Source organism: Polaribacter ponticola (genome assembly GCF_026191475.2).
Taxonomy (GTDB): domain Bacteria; phylum Bacteroidota; class Bacteroidia; order Flavobacteriales; family Flavobacteriaceae; genus Polaribacter; species Polaribacter ponticola.
The window spans coordinates 477,907-499,320 of sequence record NZ_JAOSLC020000003.1 but is presented as its reverse complement, the minus strand read 5'-3'; the positions used below and the strand labels follow the sequence as shown (position 1 = coordinate 499,320).

At 28.4% G+C, this 21,414-nt stretch carries 15 protein-coding genes, 3 pseudogenes and 1 riboswitch; of the genes and pseudogenes, 6 read left to right on the top strand and 12 right to left on the bottom strand.

Features of this window, described 5'->3' with window-relative positions:
- Positions 1–33: 33 nt before the first annotated feature.
- The 8 genes and pseudogenes from N5A56_RS07045 to lysA all read right to left on the bottom strand — a co-directional run bounded on the left by N5A56_RS07045 (position 34) and on the right by lysA (position 8,484).
- Positions 34–962, bottom strand: a pseudogene (locus N5A56_RS07045) (sterol desaturase family protein).
- A gap of 98 nt (positions 963–1,060) precedes the next feature.
- Positions 1,061–3,457 (bottom strand): type IA DNA topoisomerase, encoded by a 2,397-nt coding sequence (locus N5A56_RS07040; RefSeq protein ID WP_265724818.1) that lies wholly within the window; start codon positions 3,455–3,457, stop codon positions 1,061–1,063.
- Positions 3,458–3,502: 45 nt separating this feature from the next.
- Complete coding sequence (locus tag N5A56_RS07035; RefSeq protein WP_265724817.1) at positions 3,503–3,805, bottom strand: type II toxin-antitoxin system RelE/ParE family toxin; 303 nt, start codon at positions 3,803–3,805, stop codon at positions 3,503–3,505.
- Positions 3,802–4,173 carry a hypothetical protein gene (locus N5A56_RS07030; protein ID WP_265724816.1) on the bottom strand — a complete coding sequence of 124 codons (372 nt, stop codon included), beginning with the start codon at positions 4,171–4,173 and terminating at the stop codon, positions 3,802–3,804. Before N5A56_RS07030 ends, N5A56_RS07035 begins: the two co-directional genes overlap by 4 nt.
- A 33-nt stretch (positions 4,174–4,206) precedes the next feature.
- A complete protein-coding gene (locus N5A56_RS07025; RefSeq protein ID WP_265724815.1) occupies positions 4,207–4,353 on the bottom strand; it encodes a hypothetical protein in 147 nt (48 codons plus the stop codon).
- A gap of 25 nt (positions 4,354–4,378) precedes the next feature.
- Positions 4,379–6,501: pseudogene (locus N5A56_RS07020) on the bottom strand (Tex family protein).
- 142 nt (positions 6,502–6,643) lie between these two features.
- Entirely contained in the window at positions 6,644–7,159 is a 516-nt protein-coding gene (locus N5A56_RS07015; RefSeq protein WP_265724814.1) for a GNAT family N-acetyltransferase, read from the bottom strand.
- An 80-nt stretch (positions 7,160–7,239) separates the two neighbouring features.
- Entirely contained in the window at positions 7,240–8,484 is a 1,245-nt protein-coding gene (gene lysA, locus N5A56_RS07010) for a diaminopimelate decarboxylase (RefSeq protein ID WP_265724813.1), read from the bottom strand.
- A 258-nt stretch (positions 8,485–8,742) separates the two neighbouring features.
- On the opposite strand from lysA, the pseudogene N5A56_RS07005 reads away from it, so the two are divergent.
- The 5 genes and pseudogenes from N5A56_RS07005 (at position 8,743) to N5A56_RS06985 (ending at position 15,688) form a co-directional block, all read left to right on the top strand.
- Positions 8,743–10,607, top strand: a pseudogene (locus tag N5A56_RS07005) (DNA topoisomerase IV subunit B).
- Between the two features lie 208 nt (positions 10,608–10,815).
- Positions 10,816–13,584: a DNA gyrase/topoisomerase IV subunit A gene (locus N5A56_RS07000; protein ID WP_265724811.1), complete on the top strand. Its 2,769-nt coding sequence runs from the start codon at positions 10,816–10,818 to the stop codon at positions 13,582–13,584.
- The gene (locus N5A56_RS06995) at positions 13,581–13,769 is read left to right on the top strand and encodes a hypothetical protein (RefSeq protein ID WP_265724810.1); all 189 of its coding nucleotides are present in this window, start codon (positions 13,581–13,583) and stop codon (positions 13,767–13,769) included. The genes N5A56_RS07000 and N5A56_RS06995 overlap by 4 nt, the downstream gene beginning before the upstream one ends.
- Complete coding sequence (locus N5A56_RS06990) at positions 13,754–14,266, top strand: aspartate/glutamate racemase family protein (RefSeq protein WP_265724809.1); 513 nt, start codon at positions 13,754–13,756, stop codon at positions 14,264–14,266. Before N5A56_RS06995 ends, N5A56_RS06990 begins: the two co-directional genes overlap by 16 nt.
- Before the next feature lie 93 nt (positions 14,267–14,359).
- A complete protein-coding gene (locus N5A56_RS06985) occupies positions 14,360–15,688 on the top strand; it encodes a LuxR C-terminal-related transcriptional regulator (protein WP_265724808.1) in 1,329 nt (442 codons plus the stop codon).
- A 148-nt stretch (positions 15,689–15,836) separates the two neighbouring features.
- On the opposite strand, the gene N5A56_RS06980 is transcribed toward N5A56_RS06985, so the two are convergent.
- Complete coding sequence (locus N5A56_RS06980; protein ID WP_265724807.1) at positions 15,837–16,667, bottom strand: ABC transporter substrate-binding protein; 831 nt, start codon at positions 16,665–16,667, stop codon at positions 15,837–15,839.
- 356 nt (positions 16,668–17,023) lie between these two features.
- Positions 17,024–17,249, top strand: a riboswitch (cobalamin riboswitch).
- A gap of 81 nt (positions 17,250–17,330) precedes the next feature.
- On the opposite strand from N5A56_RS06980, the gene N5A56_RS06975 reads away from it, so the two are divergent.
- The gene (locus tag N5A56_RS06975) at positions 17,331–19,280 is read left to right on the top strand and encodes a TonB-dependent receptor plug domain-containing protein (protein ID WP_274270292.1); all 1,950 of its coding nucleotides are present in this window, start codon (positions 17,331–17,333) and stop codon (positions 19,278–19,280) included.
- Here N5A56_RS06975 and N5A56_RS06970 read toward each other — a convergent pair.
- From N5A56_RS06970 to N5A56_RS06960, 3 genes are all read right to left on the bottom strand, one after another.
- Positions 19,277–19,774: a DUF7935 family protein gene (locus N5A56_RS06970; protein WP_476445310.1), complete on the bottom strand. Its 498-nt coding sequence runs from the start codon at positions 19,772–19,774 to the stop codon at positions 19,277–19,279. The two genes, N5A56_RS06975 and N5A56_RS06970, sit on opposite strands and share 4 nt — an antisense overlap.
- An 86-nt stretch (positions 19,775–19,860) precedes the next feature.
- Positions 19,861–20,580: a DUF3307 domain-containing protein gene (locus N5A56_RS06965; protein ID WP_265724805.1), complete on the bottom strand. Its 720-nt coding sequence runs from the start codon at positions 20,578–20,580 to the stop codon at positions 19,861–19,863.
- Between the two features lie 7 nt (positions 20,581–20,587).
- Positions 20,588–21,199 (bottom strand): SatD family protein, encoded by a 612-nt coding sequence (locus N5A56_RS06960; protein WP_265724804.1) that lies wholly within the window; start codon positions 21,197–21,199, stop codon positions 20,588–20,590.
- Between the last annotated feature and the right edge of the window lie 215 nt (positions 21,200–21,414).

Here is a 21,414-nt window from a genome sequence, read left to right as displayed (position 1 = left end):
TAATTTTTTTATGAAGTTAAAAGTATTTAAATGTTAATCGTTTTTATTCATACTTTTTCTTAATTGTTTTATGGTTAACGTACTTCCGTCATGACTCCAACCAGGAGCTGCAAATGCATACATAAATTTATGATACCAGTTTTTAGATTTTTTCATATCAATCCAAATATCTTTATATTCATGTGTTAAAATTACAAGCGGATTGTATGAATTAGGAGCATGTGTAACGCCATATTTTATATCAATACTTTCATCTAATTCTTTCCAAGTACCAAAAATCTTATCAAAAATATTTAAGAAACCTCCATGATTTTTATCCATATATTCTAAGTTCTGTGCATGATGAACTTGATGCATAGTATGTGTATTAAAAATTTTTTCAATAATACCTAACTTTGGAACGTAAACAGAATGTAATTGAAATTGCCATAAAGCCTCTATTCCCAAACAAACTACCAACATTTCTGGGGGAAAACCAATTGCAGGAATCCACATATAAAAAAAGGTTTATAAAAAATAGTAAACCAACCATTTCTAACAGCAGTACCTAAATTAAAATTGTCTGATGAATGATGTACAATATGTGCTGCCCAAAGAAAACGAATATTATGGTTTTGTCTATGAAACCAATAGTAACTAAAATCGTCTAATAACTGACATATTAGCCAAACATACCAAGCATAACCAAAAGATTCATACCCCATTATATTAGTACGAACACCATCTATAATTGGGTTAAAAAAATCGAATACAAAGTTAAAAAGTACAATGGCTGCTATTGTTTTAGTTAAAGGAGCTAAAATTGTAGAGCCAATACCCATAGTTAGGCTTGCAGCTAAATCTTTCCATTTATAAAGTTTCCGATTTTTTTCTTTTTTATGACTTTTACTATAAGTTAATTCTACTAAAATAAGAGCTAAAAAGCAAGGTACTCCGTAAACTAGTGGGTTCGTAAAATCCATTTACAATTTTATATTTTGATAAAACTAAGGTAAAATAAGAGAAAAACAAATGGTTTTTAAATAAGTTTTAAAAAAAAAATATATTATAGTTTTAAAAATTAGTTACTTATAATTTTTAAAACCAAATCTTTAGTTAATGGTTTTCCGTTGGCTATTTTTTTGATGTTGTCAAAAGTAAAAACAAAATTACAACCTGCTTTATAGTCAGAACAGCCATAAGCAGATTTCCCTTTTAAAACTGTACCTTTTTTACACTTTGGGCAAGATATTTTCTCACTGTCATTACGAGGAGTTTTCGACGAAGTAATCTCATTTTTATCAACAGATTGCTTCGTTTTACTCGCAATGACTTTTGGCTCTAATTTCAGTTTAAAATTTTCATCAAACCTTATTAACCCTTCAACTTTACCAGTTTCTGTAGTAAATCCTTTTAAATTGGTTGTACAACCTTTGTCAATCAATCTTATAATCTGATTTTCAGAAACCTTTTTTCCATAGATTTCAAACGGAATTTTTAAATCACAATTATTCTTATACTCAGAACACCCAAAAGCAGAAGAACCTTTTAATATTTGTCCTTTTTTACATTTCGGACATGTTTTACCTGCAACTTGTTTTTTGGTTTTTTTGTCATTACGAGGACTTTTCGACGAAGTAATCTCATTTTTATTAGCAGATTGCTTCGTTTTACTCGCAATGACGTTTGATGAAATTCGTTTCTTAGAAGTATTAGAACGGACTTCATAAACCAATTCATCAACCATTTTTTTCATATTATTGATAAATGTTCCAGCATTAAAATCTCCTCGTTCAATTTCTTTTAAACGTTTTTCCCAACGTCCTGTTAATTCTGCCGATTTTAATAATTCGTTGTCAATAATATTAATTAAATCGATACCAGTTTGTGTTGGTAAAACTAGTTTTTTCTTACGTTCTATATACTTTCTTCTGAATAAAGTTTCAATAATACTCGCTCTTGTAGACGGTCTTCCAATTCCGTTTTCTTTCATCAACTCGCGCATTTCATCATCATCAACTTGCTTGCCAGCAGTTTCCATAGCGCGCAATAAACTTGCTTCTGTAAAATTTCTAGGTGGTTTGGTTTCTTTTTCTAAAAACGAAGGTTCGTGCAATCCTTTTTCACCTTTGACAAAGGAAGGTAAACTTCCTTTGTCACTCTGAACTTGTTTCAGAGTCTCATCTTTATCGCTTTTTGATTCAAATACTACTTTCCAACCTTTGTTTATAATTTCTTTTCCGGTTGTTTTAAAAGGAACATCAGCTGCTTTTCCAATAACTGAAGTGTTAGAAACATCAGAATCTGGATAAAAAACACCAATAAAACGTTTTGTAATGATATCGTAAACTTGTTGCTGATTGTATTGTAGGTTACCTTGAATTCCTGTTGGAATAATTGCGTGGTGATCCGTTACTTTTTTGTCATCAAAAACACGTTTCGATTTCTTTATTTTACTTCCTAAAAGAGGTTGCGTTAATTCGCTATAATTGGTTAATTTTGATAAGATTCCTGCAATTTTAGGATATACATCATTTGGTAAAAAAGTAGTATCAACTCTAGGATACGTAACAACTTTCATTTCGTATAACTTCTGAACCATTTTTAAGGTTTCATCCGCAGAAAAACCAAATTTATTATTACAATAAACCTGTAAACCTGTTAAATCGAATAGTTTAGGTGCGTATTCTTTTCCTTTCTTTTTAGTAACAGAAACAATTTCAAAGTCAGATTGAGCAACTTTATCAGCTAAAACTTGTCCATCATCTTGTTTTAGAAAACGACCATCTTCGTAATTAAAAAGTGTATTTCTGTACGTTGTTTGTAATTCCCAATAAGGTTGTGGTTTAAAATTTTCTATTTCTTTAAAACGATTTACCAACATTGCTAGGGTAGGAGTTTGTACTCTACCAACGGATAAAACTTGTTTATAACCACCAAATTTTACAGTATATAAACGTGTTGCGTTTAAGCCTAAAAGCCAATCTCCAATTGCTCTAGAGAATCCCGCGTAATATAAGTTGTCATATTGTTCAGCAGGTTTTAAGTTCTTAAAACCTTCTTTAATAGCTTCTTCGGTAAGCGAAGAAATCCATAAGCGTTGTACTTCTCCTTTGTAATTACATTGGTTAATTACCCAACGCTGAATGAGTTCTCCTTCTGTTCCCGCATCCCCACAATTAATGATTACATCTGCTTTTTCAAAAAGACTTTTTACAATATTGAATTGTTTTTTTATTCCTGCATCTCCAGTAACTTTCGTGTCAAAGCGTTCTGGTAACATTGGTAAGTTGTTTAAATCCCAACTTTTCCAATGTGGTTTGTAGTCTTTAGGTTCTAAAAGTGTGCATAAATGCCCAAACGTATAAGTAACCGCATAACCGTTTCCTTCATAAAAACCATCACGCTTTGTGTTGGCTCCTAGAATACTAGCAATTTCTCTTGCTACACTTGGTTTCTCGGCAATACAGACTTTCATTGGTTATTTTTTCAAGCTCGAAAGTAAGGAAATTCTTGAGAAGTTTTATAAATCTTTATTTAACTTATTAGGGTTTTGTCTAGTGTCGAAGATTGCAACAATTATTATTTTTTTAGAATTGAACCTATAAAATAAAGTAGTTTGTTTTGTAATTACACATTTATGTAAACCCTTTTTAATGTTAGATTCTGGAAAAAGTTCAGGATTTAATTGAATTACTTTTATACTTCTATTTAGTTTTTTTACAAAATCAAATTTTACTTTTAAGTTCCAATTTTTTACTAAATAACCAAATAATTTTTCAATTTTTCTTTTAGCAGTTTTAGAAATAGTTATACTTCTAATCATTTTATGTGAGGAGCTATAAAAGCTTCATAATCTGAAGTTTCGCCTTTAATTATTTCTATATCTGCTCTTTCAATTTCTTCCTTTTCAGAAAAACTTAAATCATTCCAAAAATCATTATTTTTCCAAAGTAAATTTTCAAGTTTAGAAATGGTTTCTTCGTTTTTTAAATTGATAAAATCATTAATAAACGTTAGTTTTCTCTTTTCTTGAGAAGATTTTAGAGTATCATAATTTATGTTTTCTTCATTAACAACCTCTGAATCAAAATTAGATTCATCTAATAGTTTTCTTATTTTTAAAAGAGTTACTGGATTATCAATATCCAAAATTTCTTTTATCAATGCTAGTTTTTGTGTATGAATATCCATTTTATTTTTCTTTTTTATAAAGGGACGAAATTATCATTTCAATTTAGAAAGTTCTTTTTTAACATCTTCCCAAGTTGTCTTTTTCTTTTTGTTTGATTCGCTAACCTCTTGTTGTATTTCATTCTTTTGAGAATCACTTAAGTCATCCCAAGAATCATTTTTTTCTGTTTTAGTACTCATTTTATAAAGATAAGAAATTATTAATTTATTTCACCAAAGCCAATTGAATTCGCTTTCTAACTACATCAACTTCTAATACTTTTATAATAATTTGTTGTTGTAAAGTAACAATAGCATTTACATCTTTAACAAAAGTATCCGACAAGTTAGAAACATGAATTAATCCACTTTCTTTAATTCCAACATCAACAAAACAACCAAAATTGGTAATGTTATTTACAATTCCGGGTAATAATTGTCCGATTCTTAAATCGGAAATTGATTTTATGTTTTTATCAAAAGAAAAGACTTTTGCTTTTTGTCTTGGATCTAAACCTGGTTTTTCTAACTCTTTAACAATGTCTTCTAACGTAGGTAAACCAATGGTTTCTGTAATATAGTTTTTAAGATTGATTTGTTTTATCAATTCTGAATTACCAATAAATTCAGCAACTTTAATGTTGTTGTCTTTGGCAATTTTATCAACCAAATTATAGCTTTCTGGATGCACACCAGAATCGTCTAACAGATTTTTTCCATTCTTAATTCTTAAAAAACCTGCAGCTTGTTCATATGCTTTTCCGCCTAAACGAGGCACTTTTTTAATGGCAGTTCTAGAAGAAAAAGAACCATTTTCATTTCTATAGTTTACAATGTTTTCTGCCAGTTTTGGACCAATTCCAGAAACGTAACTCAATAAAGATTCACTTGCAGTATTTATGTTTACACCAATGGTATTTACACAACTTTCTACAGTGGTGTCTAAAGATTTTTTCAACTTAGTTTGATCAACATCATGCTGATATTGCCCAACTCCAATCGATTTTGCATCAATCTTTACCAATTCTGCCAAAGGATCTTGCAATCTTCTTCCGATAGAAACGGAACCACGAACGGTAACATCGTAATTAGGGAATTCATCTCTGGCAATTTTTGAAGCCGAATAAATAGAAGCACCAGCTTCACTTACCACAAAAATAGCAACCTTATTTTTAAACTGAATTTTTTGCACTAATTGTTCCGTTTCTCTTGATGCAGTTCCGTTTCCAATAGCAATGGCCTCAATTTGATGAGATTCTGCTAAAGAACTTATTTTTTTAATAGCCTCAATCGATTGATTTTGTGGCGCATGCGGAAAAATAGTTTCGTTATGTTCTAATTCGCCTTGTTCATTTAAACAAACAACTTTACAGCCTGATCTAAATCCAGGATCGATTGCTAAAACTCTTTTTTCTCCCAAAGGAGCGCCTAAAAGTAGCTGTTTCAGATTTTTAGAAAATACGGTTATAGCTGCTTCATCGGCTTTTTCTTTTGCAATTGATAATCTTTCATTGGATAAAGAAGGATATAATAAACGTTTAAAAGCATCTTTTATAGCCAATTCAATTTGTTTTGAACATTCGTTTTGAGAACGGATAATTCTATTTTCCATTCTCTCAAGAATCCTTTCTGTGTCAATTTCTATTTTAACTCTGATAAAACCTTCACTTTCTGCTCTTAAAATTGCTAAAAAACGGTGTGATGGTATTCTACTTAAAGACTCGCTCCAATCAAAATAATCTTTAAATTTTTGAGCTTTTTCATCATCTTTTTTCGTTTTTACAACTTTAGATGAAATTGTAGCATGTCTTTCTAGTTCCCTTCTAATGTTTCCACGTATATCTGTACGTTCATTAATCCATTCTGCAATAATAAAACGAGCACCTTCTAAAGCATCTTCTATGGTTTTAACTTCGTTGGATGTGTATTTTGAAGCAGTATATTCTAAGTCATTTACACGCTGACTCATTATCATTTTTGCTAACGGTTCTAAACCTTGTAAACGAGCGGTTTCTGCTTTGGTTTTTCTTTTTTCTTAAACGGTAAATACAAATCTTCTAAAGAAATTAAATCTTTAGAGTTTGTTACTTTTTGAGTTAATTCGGGTGTTAAAACACCTTGTTCTTCAAGCGTTTTTAAAATGGCTTTTTTACGCTTTTCTAAAGCTTCAAAAAGTTCTTTAAACTTAACAATTTCTCCAATTTGAACTTCATCTAAATTACCAGTCATTTCCTTTCTATATCTACTGATAAAAGGAATTGTAGCATCTTCATTTAATAATGAAATGGTGTTTTCTACAGATTTAGCAGAAAGTTGTGTTTGCCGAATTATATATGAAAGTAATTGCATTTTTTTATTTAAATTTTATAAGAAAAAAGAAACCTCATAAAAATGAATTTATGAGGTTGTAAATATAGTAGATTTTTGTCTCCTTGAGCGCAGTCGAAAGGTTAAAAGTTCTCGACTGCACTCGAACTGATATTTGTGATTTTTAAGAAATTACTTTCTCAAAAGCCACTCTTTTCGCACCATAATCTGTGTAAATAATTCCACAATAAGAGTAGCCTAATTTTTTAATTAAAGATTGCATTCCGATGTTGTCTTCATGTGTATCAATCTTTAAACTTTCTATTTTTTTGTCTTTTAATTGCTGATGAAATTCATCAAACAAAAAAGTAGCCAAACCTAATTTTCTAAATTCTTTTTTGATTGCCATTCTATGGATTACGCCATAAATTTTATCTTCAGAAATTAACCAATTTCCATCAATTACTTCTTTGTAAGTTGGTTCTTTCCTTAGTGTAAACATAGAAGTTGCCATCACAATATTATCATCATTTACAACAACATAACTTTCACCTTTTTCAATGTCACTTTTAACTTGTTCTGCATTTGGGTAACCATTTTGCCATTGATCAATACTTAAAGAAGCTAAATACGTTTTAGCATCATTAATTATTACTTCAATTTGTGGAACATCATCAAAAGTAGAAAGTCTTATTTTCATTTTTAGTATAAATTAAAAGCCACGAATTCACAAATATAAAAATTCGAGAATTCGTGGCTAAAATAATTAATTTTAGTTTTTTATACCGTAATTACCTCTTCTTTTGTTACTTTGTTTTTAGAAAAATCAACAATTACTTGATTGTGTAAAATATCTTCAATTGTTTGCCTTTTTCTTATTAGGTAATCTTTTCCTTTATGTACCATTACTTCTGCAGGTATATAACGCGAATTATAGTTTGAAGCCATAGAGAAACAATATGCACCAGCATTATGAAAACATAAAACATCTTCTTCAGAAATTTCTGCAATTCTTCTGTTAGAAGCAAAGGTGTCTGTTTCACAGATATAACCTACAACAGAGTAATAACGATCTCTACCTTCTGGGTTAGAAATGTTTGTAATATGATGATAAGAATCGTACATCATTGGTCTTACCAAATGATTAAAACCAGAATCTACATGAGCAAAAACTGTAGAAGTTGTTTGTTTAACAACATTTACTTTTGCTAAAAATGAACCTGCTTCCGAAACTAAAAATTTACCAGGTTCAAACATTAATGTTATGTCTTTACCATAATTAGTACAAAACTCATTGAATCTTTCTGATAATTGAACACCTAATTGCTCTATATCTGTAGAAATATCTCCTTCTTTATAAGGTACTTTAAATCCGCTACCAAAATCAATAAAATCGATATTTTCAAATTGTTTAGCTACATCAAAAAGAACATCTGAAGCACGTAAAAAGGTGTCGATATCTAAAATATCTGAACCAGTGTGCATATGAATTCCGTTAATATTCATGCCTGTATTTTCTACAACACGTTTAATATGTGGTACTTGGTGAATTGAAATTCCGAATTTAGAATCGATATGACCAACTGAAATTTTAGAATTTCCACCAGCCATTATATGTGGATTTATACGTACACAAACAGGAATGTTTGGATGTTTCTGTCCAAATTGTTCTAAAATAGAAAGGTTATCAATATTAATTTGAACTCCTAAATTTGCTACTTCTTCAATTTCTGCTAAAGAAACACCATTTGGCGTATATATTATTTTCTTAGGATCAATTCCTGTAGTTAAACACAATTGAACTTCTTGAATTGAAACCGTATCTAAGCCTGCACCTAGGTTTTTAAAGAGCTTTAAAATATTAATGTTCGATAATGCCTTAACAGCATAATTTAGTTTTAAGTTTTTAACACCATTAAAGGCATTCGTTAATCGGTTGTATTGAAATTCTATTTTATCTGTATCGTAAACATATACAGGACTCCCATATTTGTTTGCTATTTCTAAAAGTTGTGTAGTATTCACTGTTATTTAATTTAATTACTGAAGTTCAAAAGTAACTTAATTGTTGAATAAAAACAGATTTGTTTAAAAATACAACAAATTGTTTTTTATTGTGATTTTTACATTAAAAACGATTATTTTTAAATAGGTATTTAGTGTTAAAAAAAGGAAGAAATATGGTTGAAATCCTGTTAATAACTAATTCATTTGACTATTTCATTTTATCAAGTTTAATGTTATTTTAGCAAGGCTTCAAACCTAACAACAGTAAGACATTTCATGAGTAAAGAAACAAAATATACAGAAGATAATATCAGGTCTTTAGATTGGAAAGAGCATATTAGAATGCGTCCTGGAATGTACATTGGTAAATTAGGAGATGGTTCTTCTGCAGATGATGGAATTTATATACTTGTTAAAGAGGTATTAGATAATTCGATTGATGAGTATGTGATGGGAGCTGGTAAAACTATAGAAATATCTATACAAGGAAGCAAAGTTATTGTTAGAGATTACGGTCGTGGAATTCCGTTAGGAAAAGTAGTTGACGTAGTTTCTAAAATGAATACAGGAGGTAAATACGATTCCAAGGCGTTTAAAAAATCTGTTGGTTTAAATGGTGTTGGTACAAAAGCAGTAAATGCACTTTCTTCTTTTTTAGAGTTGAATCTTCTAGAGAGGGTAAATCTGCTTCTGCTGAGTTTAGTAAAGGAAATTTAGAAAAAGAAGAGTTTTTAGAGGAGTCGTCTCGAAGAAAAGGAACTAAAGTTTCTTTTATTCCAGATGAAAGTATTTTTAAGAAATACAAATTCAGAAATGAATATGTAGCAAAAATGCTTAAAAATTACGTGTATTTAAATCCAGGTTTAACCATAATTTTTAATGGAGAAAAGTTCTTTTCAGAAAATGGTTTAAAAGATTTATTGGAAGACAACAATAACAAAGAAGATATGTTGTACCCAATAATTCATTTAAAAGGAGATGATATAGAAGTGGCAATTACTCATAGTAGAACACAATATTCAGAAGAATATCATTCTTTTGTAAACGGGCAACATACAACACAAGGAGGAACACATCAAGCAGCATTTAGAGAATCTATTGTAAAAACAATTCGTGAGTTTTATGGTAAAAATTTTGAAGCTTCAGATGTTAGAAAATCTATTATATCTGCAGTTGCAATCAAAGTAATGGAACCTGTTTTCGAAAGTCAAACCAAAACAAAGTTAGGTTCTACAGAAATGGGAGGGAGTTTACCAACAGTTAGAACCTATATAAATGATTTTGTAAAAACAAAACTTGATAATTTTTTACATCGAAATACAGAGGTTGCAGAAAAACTTCATAAAAAAATAGTACAAGCAGAGAAAGAGCGTAAAGAACTTTCTGGTATTAGAAAATTAGCTAAAGATAGAGCTAAAAAAGCCAGTTTGCATAATAAAAAATTAAGAGATTGTAGAATTCATTTAGGTGATATAAAAAAAGAAAACTACCTTGAAACGACATTGTTTATTACAGAGGGAGATTCTGCATCTGGTTCTATTACAAAATCTAGAAATGTTAATACACAAGCCGTTTTTAGTTTAAAAGGAAAACCTTTAAATTCTTACGGGTTAAGTAAGAAGATAGTTTATGAGAATGAGGAATTCAATTTATTGCAAGCAGCATTAAATATAGAAGATGGTTTAGAAGATTTGCGTTATAATAACATTGTAATTGCAACAGATGCCGATGTAGATGGTATGCACATTCGTTTACTTTTAATTACGTTCTTCTTACAGTTCTTTCCAGAATTGATAAAAGAAGGTCATTTGTTTATACTTGAAACGCCATTATTTAGAGTTAGAAATAAGAAACAAACTTTTTATTGTTATTCTGATGAAGAAAAACGAGATGCAATAGATAAATTAAGAGGTAAGCCAGAAATAACTCGATTTAAAGGTTTGGGGGAGATTTCGCCAAATGAATTTGTACATTTTATTGGTGATGATATCAGATTAGATCCTGTAATGTTAGATAAAGAAATGTCTATTGAGCAAATGTTGCAATTTTATATGGGTAAAAATACACCAGATAGACAAAAATTTATTATTGAGAATTTAAAGGTTGAATTGGATTATGTTGAAAAGGAAAGCTTATCCTAAATCCTTTCCAAAGAAAAGGACTTTGGTTAGTTTATAATACTAGTTAATAATTGAAAAAATATATAAGTAATTAGTTGGAAAATAGGCTTGCGTTAGGGATTGAAATGGCATCCTTTTTTATTTTTTATAAAAAAGATATAATGAAAAGCCCGTTAAAACGCCCAAATAATAAAGAAATAAACGCTTAAACAAATAAACGTTTTTTTAAATGAGTGAAGAAACAAACGATAACGAACACGAAGAAGAATTAACAAACGAAGGTGAACAGTTAGATTCAGATTATCAGACGGACTCCGTCCAAGAAGAGACTATTACCAAAGTTACTGGCATGTACAAGGAGTGGTTTTTAGACTATGCTTCTTATGTAATTCTAGAAAGAGCAGTGCCTTCTTTAGAAGATGGTTTAAAACCTGTACAGCGTAGAATTATGCATTCTATGAAAGATTTAGACGATGGGCGTTACAATAAAGTAGCAAACATTGTTGGTCATACAATGCAATATCACCCTCATGGAGATGCTTCTATTGCTGATGCAATGGTGCAAATTGGTCAGAAAGAATTACTGATTGATATGCAAGGAAACTGGGGAAACATTCTAACAGGAGATAGGGCAGCAGCATCTAGGTATATTGAAGCTCGTTTATCTAAGTTTGCTTTGGATGTTGTTTTTAATCCGAAGACGACAGAGTGGAAAATGTCTTATGACGGACGTAGAAAAGAACCGATAGATTTACCGGTAAAGTTTCCGCTTTTATTAGCTCAAGGAGCAGAAGGGATTGCAGTTGGTTTATCAACCAAAATATTACCACATAACTTTATTGAATTAATAGATGCTTCTATTAAATATTTAAAAGGAAGAAGTTTTAAAATAGTTCCTGATTTTTTAACTGGCGGAATTGCCGATTTTACAAATTATAATGATGGTAAAAGAGGAGGTAAAGTTAGAGTGAGAGCTAAAATTTCTCAATTGGATAAAAAAACGTTGGTGATTAATGAAATTCCGTTTTCTACCACAACAACTTCTTTAATTGATAGCATTTTAAAAGCCAATGATAAAGGTAAAATTAAAATAAAAAAGATTGAAGATAATACTGCTGCTGAGGTAGAAATATTAGTGCATTTACCACCAAATGTTTCTCCTGATAAATCTATAGATGCTTTGTATGCTTTTACAAATTGCGAAACTTCTATTTCGCCATTAGCATGTACAATTGAAGATAACAAACCTGTTTTTGTTGGTGTGTCTGAAATGCTAAAACATTCTACAGATTTAACGGTTGATTTGTTAAAACAAGAGTTAGAAATTCAATTAAATGAGTTAGAAGAACAATGGCACTTTTCTTCATTAGAGCGTATTTTTATAGAAAACAGAATTTATAGAGATATTGAAGAAGAAGAAACTTGGCAAGGTGTAATTGATGCAATAGACAGTGGTTTAAAACCCTATATTAAACATTTAAAACGTGCTATTACTGTAGATGATATAACACGTTTAACAGAAATTAGAATTAAGAAAATATCAAAATTTGATATAGATAAAGCAAAACAATTTATAGAAGGTTTAGAAGAGAAAATAGCAATCGTTAAAGATCATCTAGCTAATTTAATTGAGTTTGCTATTAATTATTTCAAACGTTTAAAAGAAACGTATGGAAAAGGAAAAGAGCGTAAAACAGAAATTAGAATATTTGATGATATCGTTGCTTCTAAAGTAGCAATGAACAACGCTAAATTGTATGTAAATAGAGAAGAAGGTTTTATTGGAACTTCATTAAAAAGAGATGAATTTGTTACTGAGTGTTCAGATATAGATAATGTTATTATTTTTAGAAGAGATGGTGGTATGATGGTTACAAAAATCGATTCTAAAACTTTTGTAGGAAAAGATATTATACATGTTGCTATTTTTAAAAAGAAAGATAAAAGAACAGTTTATAATTTTATGTATAAAGATGGTACTCGAGGAGCTTCTTACATGAAAAGATTTAACGTAACATCTGTTACAAGAGATAAAGAGTATGATTTAGCAAACGGAAATAAAGGGTCTAAAGTCTTATATTTTACAGCTAATCCAAATGGAGAAGCTGAGGTTGTTACCATAAGCTTAAGAGCTATAGGTAGTGTTAAAAAACTAAAATGGGATATAGATTTTGCAGATTTAGCAGTAAAAGGTAGAGCGGTAAGAGGTAATACGATTACAAAGTATTCCATAAAATCTGTAGATTTTAAATCTGAAGGAGTTTCTACATTAAAACCACGTAAAATTTGGTTTGATGATACCGTTCAACGTTTAAACGTTGACGAAAGAGGTGAGTTGCTTGGGGAATTTAGAGCAGAAGATAAATTATTAATTGTTACACAAAGTGGAAAAGCAAAGGCGGTAAAACCAAATTTAGCAATGCATTTTGAAGATGATATGATTGTTTTAGAAAAGTGGAAACCAAATAAACCAATTTCTGCTATTTATTTTGATGGAGAGAAAGAGCGTTATTATGTAAAACGTTTTCTAATTGAAACATCAGAAAAAGAAGAGGTTTTTATTTCTGATCATCCAAAGAGTCAATTAGAAATTGTAGCAACAGATTATAGACCAATTGCAGAAATACAATACTCTAAACGAAGTTTAGAAAATGAAGAGGTAAATTTTGAAGAGTTTATTGCTGTAAAGGGTATAAAAGCACAAGGAAATCAATTAACTACAGATAAAATAAAAAATGTAAATTTATTAGAATCTTTACCTTTTGAAGAACCAGAGGAAAAACCTTCTGAAGAAATTGAAGTGATAGAAGAGGAAATAATTAATGATAAATTGCCAATTGAAGTACCAGAAATAGAAACCAAGAAACCTATTTTGAAGGAATTATCTGCAGAAGAAAAAGCTAAAAATGCATTACAAAAATCAATAGCGAAAAAGAAAGCAGAAGAGAAAAAAGAGATGATGAAAGTCAGACAAAATTGTTTTAATATTAATAGATGAAAAAAATAGGATTAATTGGCGGAATAACACCAGAGTCTACCATTTTGTATTACAGAATTTTAAACCAATTAAATTCTAATCTTTTAGGAGCACCTCATTCTACTAAAATTATTATGAATTCTTTTGATTTTGGAGAAATTGCTAACCTTCAAAAAAAGGGAGATGGGATTTGCTTGATAAATTAATGGCTGAAGCAGGTGAAAATTTAGCAGATGCTGGCGCAACTTGTATTTTAATTTGTGCAAACACAATGCATTTGTGTATAGATGCGGTTAAAAAAGTGGTTAATATTCCTGTAATTCATATTGCTGAAGCTACTTCTAATAGTATTCTAGAAAAAAACATTAAAAAGGTTGCTTTATTAGGAACAAAATATACAATGGAAAAAGATTTTTTTATTGATATTTTAACTTCGTTTGGAATAGAAACAATTATTCCAGAACAAGAAGAAAGAGATTTAATTCATAACGTAATTTATAATGAATTGGCTTCTGGAATTATTGATTCTATTTCTAAAGAGAAATATTTAATAATAATTGATAAATTAATTAAAAGTGGAGCGGAAGGTATTATTCTTGGTTGCACAGAGATTCCTTTATTAATTCAACAAAGAGATGTTTCTGTACCTGTATTTGATACAACTAAAATTCATGCAAATGCTGCTTTTGAATTAGTTAAATAAGTTTTTATTAACTTTGAGTTATGAAGAGTTTGTTAAAGTTTCATTTTTTTTGTTTTTATAAAGTGATGAAAATTGCTATAAAAATTTAGTAAAATGAAAAATAAGCTTCTTTTTATTCTTTTATTTTTTGTTAGTAATATTTTTGCGCAATCAGATGTTTATTATTTTAAAGATACTACTAATAACTTAACATTAGAAACTGTAAAAAACAAAGAGTTTATTCTTGTAAAGAAAAGAGTTCTAGAAAAATATACGAATTCTACAATTTGGTTTAAAATACCAGCAGATAGTACAACAAAGTTAAGGTATGTTTTTAGAATTAACTCAATTAGAGCTAATAATGCTATAGCTTACAATTATAATAGAGAATTAAAGAAGTTAGGTTTTCAACGTTATTCTTCATTTAAATTTTCTAGAAAACACCCAACTTACGTAAAATTAAAATCAAATTTAAGTCCACATTTCCCTATTGAACTAAAGACGGTTGAAGAATCTTTTTATAAAGAAAATTTTAAATACCTAATAAACGGGTTTTATTATGGTATTGCTTTTTTGGTTATTCTTTTTAGTATTAATTATTTCTATTTTTTTAAAGATAAAGCTTTTTTGTATTATGCTTTTTTATTAATGAGTTTAACTTTTAGTTTTGTTATTACAGACGGTATGTTAACTTATTTTAATGTTGATGATAAAATTATAGAAACTTTAATTCTATTTGATTATATATTTTTAGCTTTTTGCTCGTCTAAATTTTCAAATAAATTTCTTCTTGTAGATAACTATTTTCCTAAAGTAAAAAGGTATGCTTATGTATTGGGCTTAGGAATTATTTTATTTGTTATTTTATATTTAATCTTTAGGAGTAATGAGTTATATATTATTCTAAATATTTTAGTCTTTACTATTTTATTTATGTATTATTTTATCAGTGTTCTATTATTTAAAAAAAGTGTTCATAATAAAATATTTACTATAGGATATGTAATTCTCCTTTTTAGTGGATTAGATTTTTTTGTGTTTAAGAATTTTGGAATTTCATTATTTGAAAGTAATTCATCTACAATTAAAGTTGGAGGTTTTGTACAGATAATTGCTTTATCATTTGCTGTTTTATTTAGAGAAAAAAGTTTAAGAAAGTATAATTTTTTTATGAAAAATGAAATTATAAAATTCTCTAAAGAAATAGAAGAACTTACAAATGAGAAAAATTTAGAGCCTAAAAATGAAAGTATAGAAAATTTAAGTCTTCGAGAAAGAGAAGTATTTAATTTAATTGTTGTAGGTAAGTCTAACAAACAAATTGCAAGCGAAGTAAATATCTCTGTAAACACAGTAAAATATCATGTAAAAAAAATATATGGGAAATTAAATATAAAAAATAGAAAAGAAGTGTTAATAATTAAAAACAGCCTTAAACATTGAGTTTGTTAATGGCGCACTACCTAAAAACTACCCTAAAACTACCCTTTTTAATAATTATTTTACTGTTTAATATTGCTATTTTTGTACTTATATAAATTCCCCAATTTATTTCTTATAAACCTTTATCTTTTTTTAGATGAAGGTTTTTTTATTTCATTACTTCAAAAAAAGTAAGGTTATAATTTGGTACTAATTTTGGATTCGTAATTTTAATGATGTCTTTTAAAACTAGATCTGGTCTTGTAGTAGCTAGTTCATAATATATAATACCTCCAGTTTTTCCTTTTTTTGTAGCTGGAGTAAAAATTTTATTTTCTCTAAAAGCATTAAATTTTGAATAGATTTTATTACTCTTTAACATTTGTTCTTTAGAAGAAAAATAACCTGGAGCTATCCAGAATTTGGCACTCTGAGCTTTATCAAAAACACTTTCAAAACTTAAAGATAAGCTTCCTGTTCCTTTAGAATCTTTCCATAAATAATTAACATTTGCATCTTTTAAAAACTGAGCTACAAAGCTTTCTCCAGCTGGTAGATTCCAAATATCTTTACTCATTATAGCACCAGATAAAATTGTAGCTTTATTAGAGGATTTTAAAGCTATGTTTTTAGCTTCTATATAGTTTGCTTCAATTACATTAAAAATACTATCAGCTTGCTTTTCTTTATTAAATAATACACCAAAAAATTTAATCCACTCTGCTCTACCTAATGGAGTTTCTTCGAGCCAATCTCCATTATAAATTACATTTATACCAGCATTTTTAATTGTAGTTAGGCTTTTGACTGCAGATGAAACACTATATCCAACTACCAACTGAGGCTGTAAGTCTAGTAGTATTTCTGTATTCAGTGAGTTTTCTTTGCCAATTTCTTTAATATTACCGCCATCTATTAAAGTTCTAGTTTTTTCTGAAGAAATGTATTTTGAAAACGGAAAACCTATTATAGAAGCCTCTTCTTTTAATAGTTCTACCATAGGAATATGAGTAGTAGAAGTAACAACAATTCTTTTTATAGGAGTATAAATAGTATTTGTCGATTTATCAATAGAATTTTTATTGCTTTTAATGATGTATTTAAAAGTTTCATCAGAATCTTTATAAGCAGACTTAATTATTAATTTTTTATCTCCATTTTCATTAATAATATCAAAACCTTTTGCATATTTTATAATGCTTTTTATTTTCTCCTTTTTTTCAATTTGATTTATATCTTTTTTACAAGAGAAAAAAATGCTGAAATAGAAAGTATAGTTATAAATATTGATTTATTCATCTTAAATAATTTGAGAACAAGATTACAAAATTGTTTTGTAATATCAATTTATAAACTACATTTGTGCCGATTTTCGGTTTTGATGTAATTTTCATTTTTACATCAAATTAAAAGGGAATCTGGTTTAAATCCAGAACTGTTCCCGCAACTGTAAGTTTAATGTTGAATTTTATTCAATACCTCTTTAGAGGAAGTTATTAACTCTTTAACCACTGACATTTTGTTGGGAAGGTATAGTAACTTAAAAACAAGTCAGGAGACCTGCCATTAATCACGAGTTAAAAACTTTCGGGATAAAAGTTTATGTACTAATCAATTCTGTACACAAAATTTACCTGATTTATTGTAAATCAAATTTATTAAAATGAAAAAACAATTATTAATTGTTGGTGTTTTGGCTTGTAGTTTAGTCAGCACAAATCTTTCTGCACAAAAAAATAAAACGCAGAAAGAGAAAATTGAAACATTAAATGAAGTTGTTGTAACAGCAACAAAATTTAATCTTAAAAAGGAAAATACTGGTAAAGTAATCCACAAGATTACTCAAGCAGACTTAAAACAAAATGCAGGTAAAACTGTTATCGAAATCTTAAATACCATTGCAGGTATAGATGTAAGAGGTGTAAATTCTAATGCTTCTGAGCCAAGAGGTATTAATATTAGAGGTGGAAGAACTAGGCAAGTGTTAGTATTAATTGATGGAGTTCCTGTAACAGATCAATCTGCAATTAATCAGGAGTTTGATTTACGTTTATTGGCAGTAAATCAAATTGAATCTATCGAAATTTTAAAGGGTGCTTCTTCTACACTTTATGGTTCTGGTGCTGCAACAGCAGTAATTAATGTAATTTTAAAGAAAGCTTCTAAAGATAAAATTTCTGGTTCTTTTGAAACAAGTGTAGGTACAAATAATACTGCTAACGAAACTGGTAGTGGTTTATCTGACAAGAATCAAAATGTAACTGTAAATGGAACCTTAGGGAAAGTTAATTTTTTAGGATCTTTTAGTTTAACAGGAGTAGATGGTATGTCTTCTGCAAAAAGCAACACAGCTTCTAAGTTTGAAAACGATGCCTTTTATTCTAAAAACGGATTGTTAAAATTAGGATATAAATTAAATGAAAATTTTAGTGTTGAAACATTTTTAAATTATGATGAATTTAATTATGATTTTGATGGTGGAGCTTCTTTAGATAGTGATGTAAATAAAGGTAATCAAGAGCAATTTAGAGTTGGATTTAAACCTACATATAGTTATAAAAATGGTTTGATATATTTATTAGCTTCAGCTAATGTTGTTGAAAGAGATTTAAAACAATTTAATTCTTTTGCAGGTACTTTAGATAGTTATGAATTTGTTGGTAGAAGTGTAAATTTAGATTTAGTAAATAAGTATGATTTTAAAGAAAATAATATACAGTTAATTATAGGTGTAAATTATCAAATACATAGTAATAATACTGTTACTCCTTTTGCTTTAATAGAAAAAGGGGTTGCTAATTTTAACACTGTAGATCCTTATGCAAGTGTAGTTTATATTTCAGACTATGGTTTAAGTGTTAATGTTGGTGGTAGGTTAAATATACACAATGTGTATGGAAATCATTTTGTTTACGACGGAAATTTAGCTTATTCAGCTTTAAAGAGTGAAGATATTTCTGTTAAATTATTAACGTCTTATAGTACTGCATTTATTGCTCCAAGTTTATATCAATTATACGATGGTTTTTCTGGGAATTTAGATTTAAAACCAGAATCTAATAAAACTTTTGAAGCTGGTTTTGATGCTACTTACCAAGATTGGTTACAGTTAGATGTTGTTTATTTTAGTAGAAAAGAAGAAGATGCTATAATTTATAGTAATACTACTTATAAATATGCAAATGGCTCTTCTGACGCAAATGGTTTTGAAGTTAATACAAAAATTATACCAACAGATTTTCTAGCAATTAACGCATCTTATACTTATGTTGATAAGGATAATTTAGAAGATTTTAACGATTATATTCCTGCTAATAAATTCGTTGCTGGCTTAGATATTACTGCATTAGAAAATGCATATTTTAACTTTACGTATAGAAGTGTTGGAGAGAGAACTTATTTTGATAGATACGGTTCTTTTGGTAATTTTGGAGGTGATATTATTTTACCAAGTTATCAAGTATTAGATTTTGCTGTAAATTATAAAGTTTTAAATGAAACGGTTACATTTTTTGGAGCTGTAACAAATATACTTAATGAGGATTATGATGATATTTTAGGATATTCTACACGTGGAAGAAACTTTAAAGTAGGACTAAGATTACAGTTTTAATTAGGGAATGTTGTTATAAAGAAAAAGGAAAAAGACCATCTTAATAGATGGTCTTTATTATTATTATTATAATATTTTTTTACTTCATTCTTTATAAAAGCAATTGCAGTTTCTGTTGGAGGTAATTTTGCAGTATAATCTATTAATACAGTTTCCCTTAACTCACTTGCTGTTTTAGATTTTTCGGCAACATGTTTTAATTTGTTTATTATTCCGTTTTTAGTAGCAACTATAGCGGTCCAAGATTCATCAGAAATATAAATTTGTTGTACTAAATTATGTTCAAATTCTTGATCTATATTTGCAATTAATAATTTCAAATAATCATCTGTAGTATCAGAAATAGGTTTAATTCTAACCAACATCTTTACCGGGTTAATTCGTTCACAGAATAATAACATTCGTTCGTAAGCTTGTAATTTAATTGGTAAAGATTCTTTTCTCTTCTGTGCTAAAAGGGTTAATTTTTTTCTACGTTTTGTTGTTTTGTAAATCCATTAAACATATAGTATGCTACAAACCCTGTAACAACAGCAGGTAATACATATGCTATACTTTCTAGTAATTTATCTTCCATATATTATAGTAAACTTAATAAGTGTAAATATAATACTCCTAAAAAGATAGCAAAACCAAAACTTAACAAAGTGCCAATTAAAATATATTCTGTAAGTTTTCGATCTTTAGATGATGTTAAATCTCCAAATCTAAAAACAGATTTTGCTGCTAGTAAAAAACCTATAGCTTCCCAGTGATTGGTAATTACAAAGGTAAAAACGAATAAACGTTCTAAAATACCAATATATCTTCCTGCTTTTGCTAAAGATTCATCATTTTCCTTTTTATTTTCTGGGTTCCATTGGGTAATAATTATTTTAATAACTATAGCAGAAACAAAAATAACCAGCAATAAAAAGATAATTAGCAATAAAATTTGATCTGTTATAAAGTTTTCTATTGAAAAATAAAAATTTGCATAAAAAAAAGCGACAATAGCTAATATTAGGAGGTGAGAAATTTGGTCTATAAAAAACCAAATTCGTTTTGTGTTTTTTGTTTGAAGGTATAATTTTAGTAAATCTATTATATAATGAGAACCTATAATAAACAGAAACCCTTGCCAATATTCTTTTAAACTAAATTTAAGTACTAGTACTAAAAATAGTACATGTAAACCAATGTGAAAGTATAATTTTATCGATTTTACTTTCTTTTCTTCTTTGTTTTTTACCCATTTTTCTGGTTGAAAAACAAAATCACCTAAAATATGAGCCAATAATAATTTTAAAAATAAGATCATTTTATTATTACATTTTCTGCAAAATTAATTTTCTAAAACGCTTTTCTAATTTCATAATAGGTTCAAAACCAGCTCGTTTTTGTCTTTCGCTAACACTACTTTGCGATATGCCTAAAATTTTAGAAATTTCTCTTTGTGTAGCACCTATATTTTCTAATGAAAGCTTAAAAACTTCTGCAGAGTTTTGTGTCCAAGAATCTATGGTTAATAAAGCTAAATTAAAAGCAATATTTAATTCTTCATCAACTTCTTTCCATGGAGTTTTAATTGCTAAATTTTGCCTTTTAAGATAGTTATCAAAAGCAAAACCAGAATTTATAAAAGCTTCACCATTAGATTCTGTAATTTTAGAAGTACTAAATTCTTTTTTACCTATTCCTATGCCAATTCTAACATCAATATTTTCAATTGATTTTAATGCTGATTTTATTTGTAAAGCTGTAAAAAAAGCATTCTCAGAATTATTTATTTCTAACTGAAAACTATCTCCTCTGTATATTTCCCAATTTTTTGGAGATTCACCATAAAAACTTAATATTTTTTTAAGGTTATTTATTAGCCAAGATACATCTTTAGTACTTCTAGAATTTATAATATCTGCTGTTAATATACTTGTCATTATAATTGAATCTGTTTTAACAAATATAGTATTTTTATTTATCAAATTACAGAATTATCGGGTTAAGAGCAGATAAGTTGTAATATAGGGTTAAGAGCAGATATTTATGTTTATCTGCTTATAGGCAGATAATTTAAGATCTCTTTTACAGATGAATATGAAAAAGGTTAATAATGGATAACTTGTGAATAAAAAATAATCATCTTCTATAATAA

Coding starts and splice junctions, on each gene's coding strand:
- N5A56_RS07030 (WP_265724816.1), bottom strand. CDS start 4,173: ATGGATATTCATACACAAAAACTAGCATTGATAAAAGAAATTTTGGAT.
- N5A56_RS07015 (WP_265724814.1), bottom strand. CDS start 7,159: ATGAAAATAAGACTTTCTACTTTTGATGATGTTCCACAAATTGAAGTA.
- N5A56_RS06960 (WP_265724804.1), bottom strand. CDS start 21,199: ATGACAAGTATATTAACAGCAGATATTATAAATTCTAGAAGTACTAAA.
- N5A56_RS07025 (WP_265724815.1), bottom strand. CDS start 4,353: ATGAGTACTAAAACAGAAAAAAATGATTCTTGGGATGACTTAAGTGAT.
- N5A56_RS06980 (WP_265724807.1), bottom strand. CDS start 16,667: ATGGTAGAACTATTAAAAGAAGAGGCTTCTATAATAGGTTTTCCGTTT.
- N5A56_RS06995 (WP_265724810.1), top strand. CDS start 13,581: ATGAAAAAAATAGGATTAATTGGCGGAATAACACCAGAGTCTACCATT.
- N5A56_RS07000 (WP_265724811.1), top strand. CDS start 10,816: ATGAGTGAAGAAACAAACGATAACGAACACGAAGAAGAATTAACAAAC.
- N5A56_RS07035 (WP_265724817.1), bottom strand. CDS start 3,805: ATGATTAGAAGTATAACTATTTCTAAAACTGCTAAAAGAAAAATTGAA.
- N5A56_RS07040 (WP_265724818.1), bottom strand. CDS start 3,457: ATGAAAGTCTGTATTGCCGAGAAACCAAGTGTAGCAAGAGAAATTGCT.
- N5A56_RS06965 (WP_265724805.1), bottom strand. CDS start 20,580: ATGATCTTATTTTTAAAATTATTATTGGCTCATATTTTAGGTGATTTT.
- N5A56_RS06985 (WP_265724808.1), top strand. CDS start 14,360: ATGAAAAATAAGCTTCTTTTTATTCTTTTATTTTTTGTTAGTAATATT.
- N5A56_RS06975 (WP_274270292.1), top strand. CDS start 17,331: ATGAAAAAACAATTATTAATTGTTGGTGTTTTGGCTTGTAGTTTAGTC.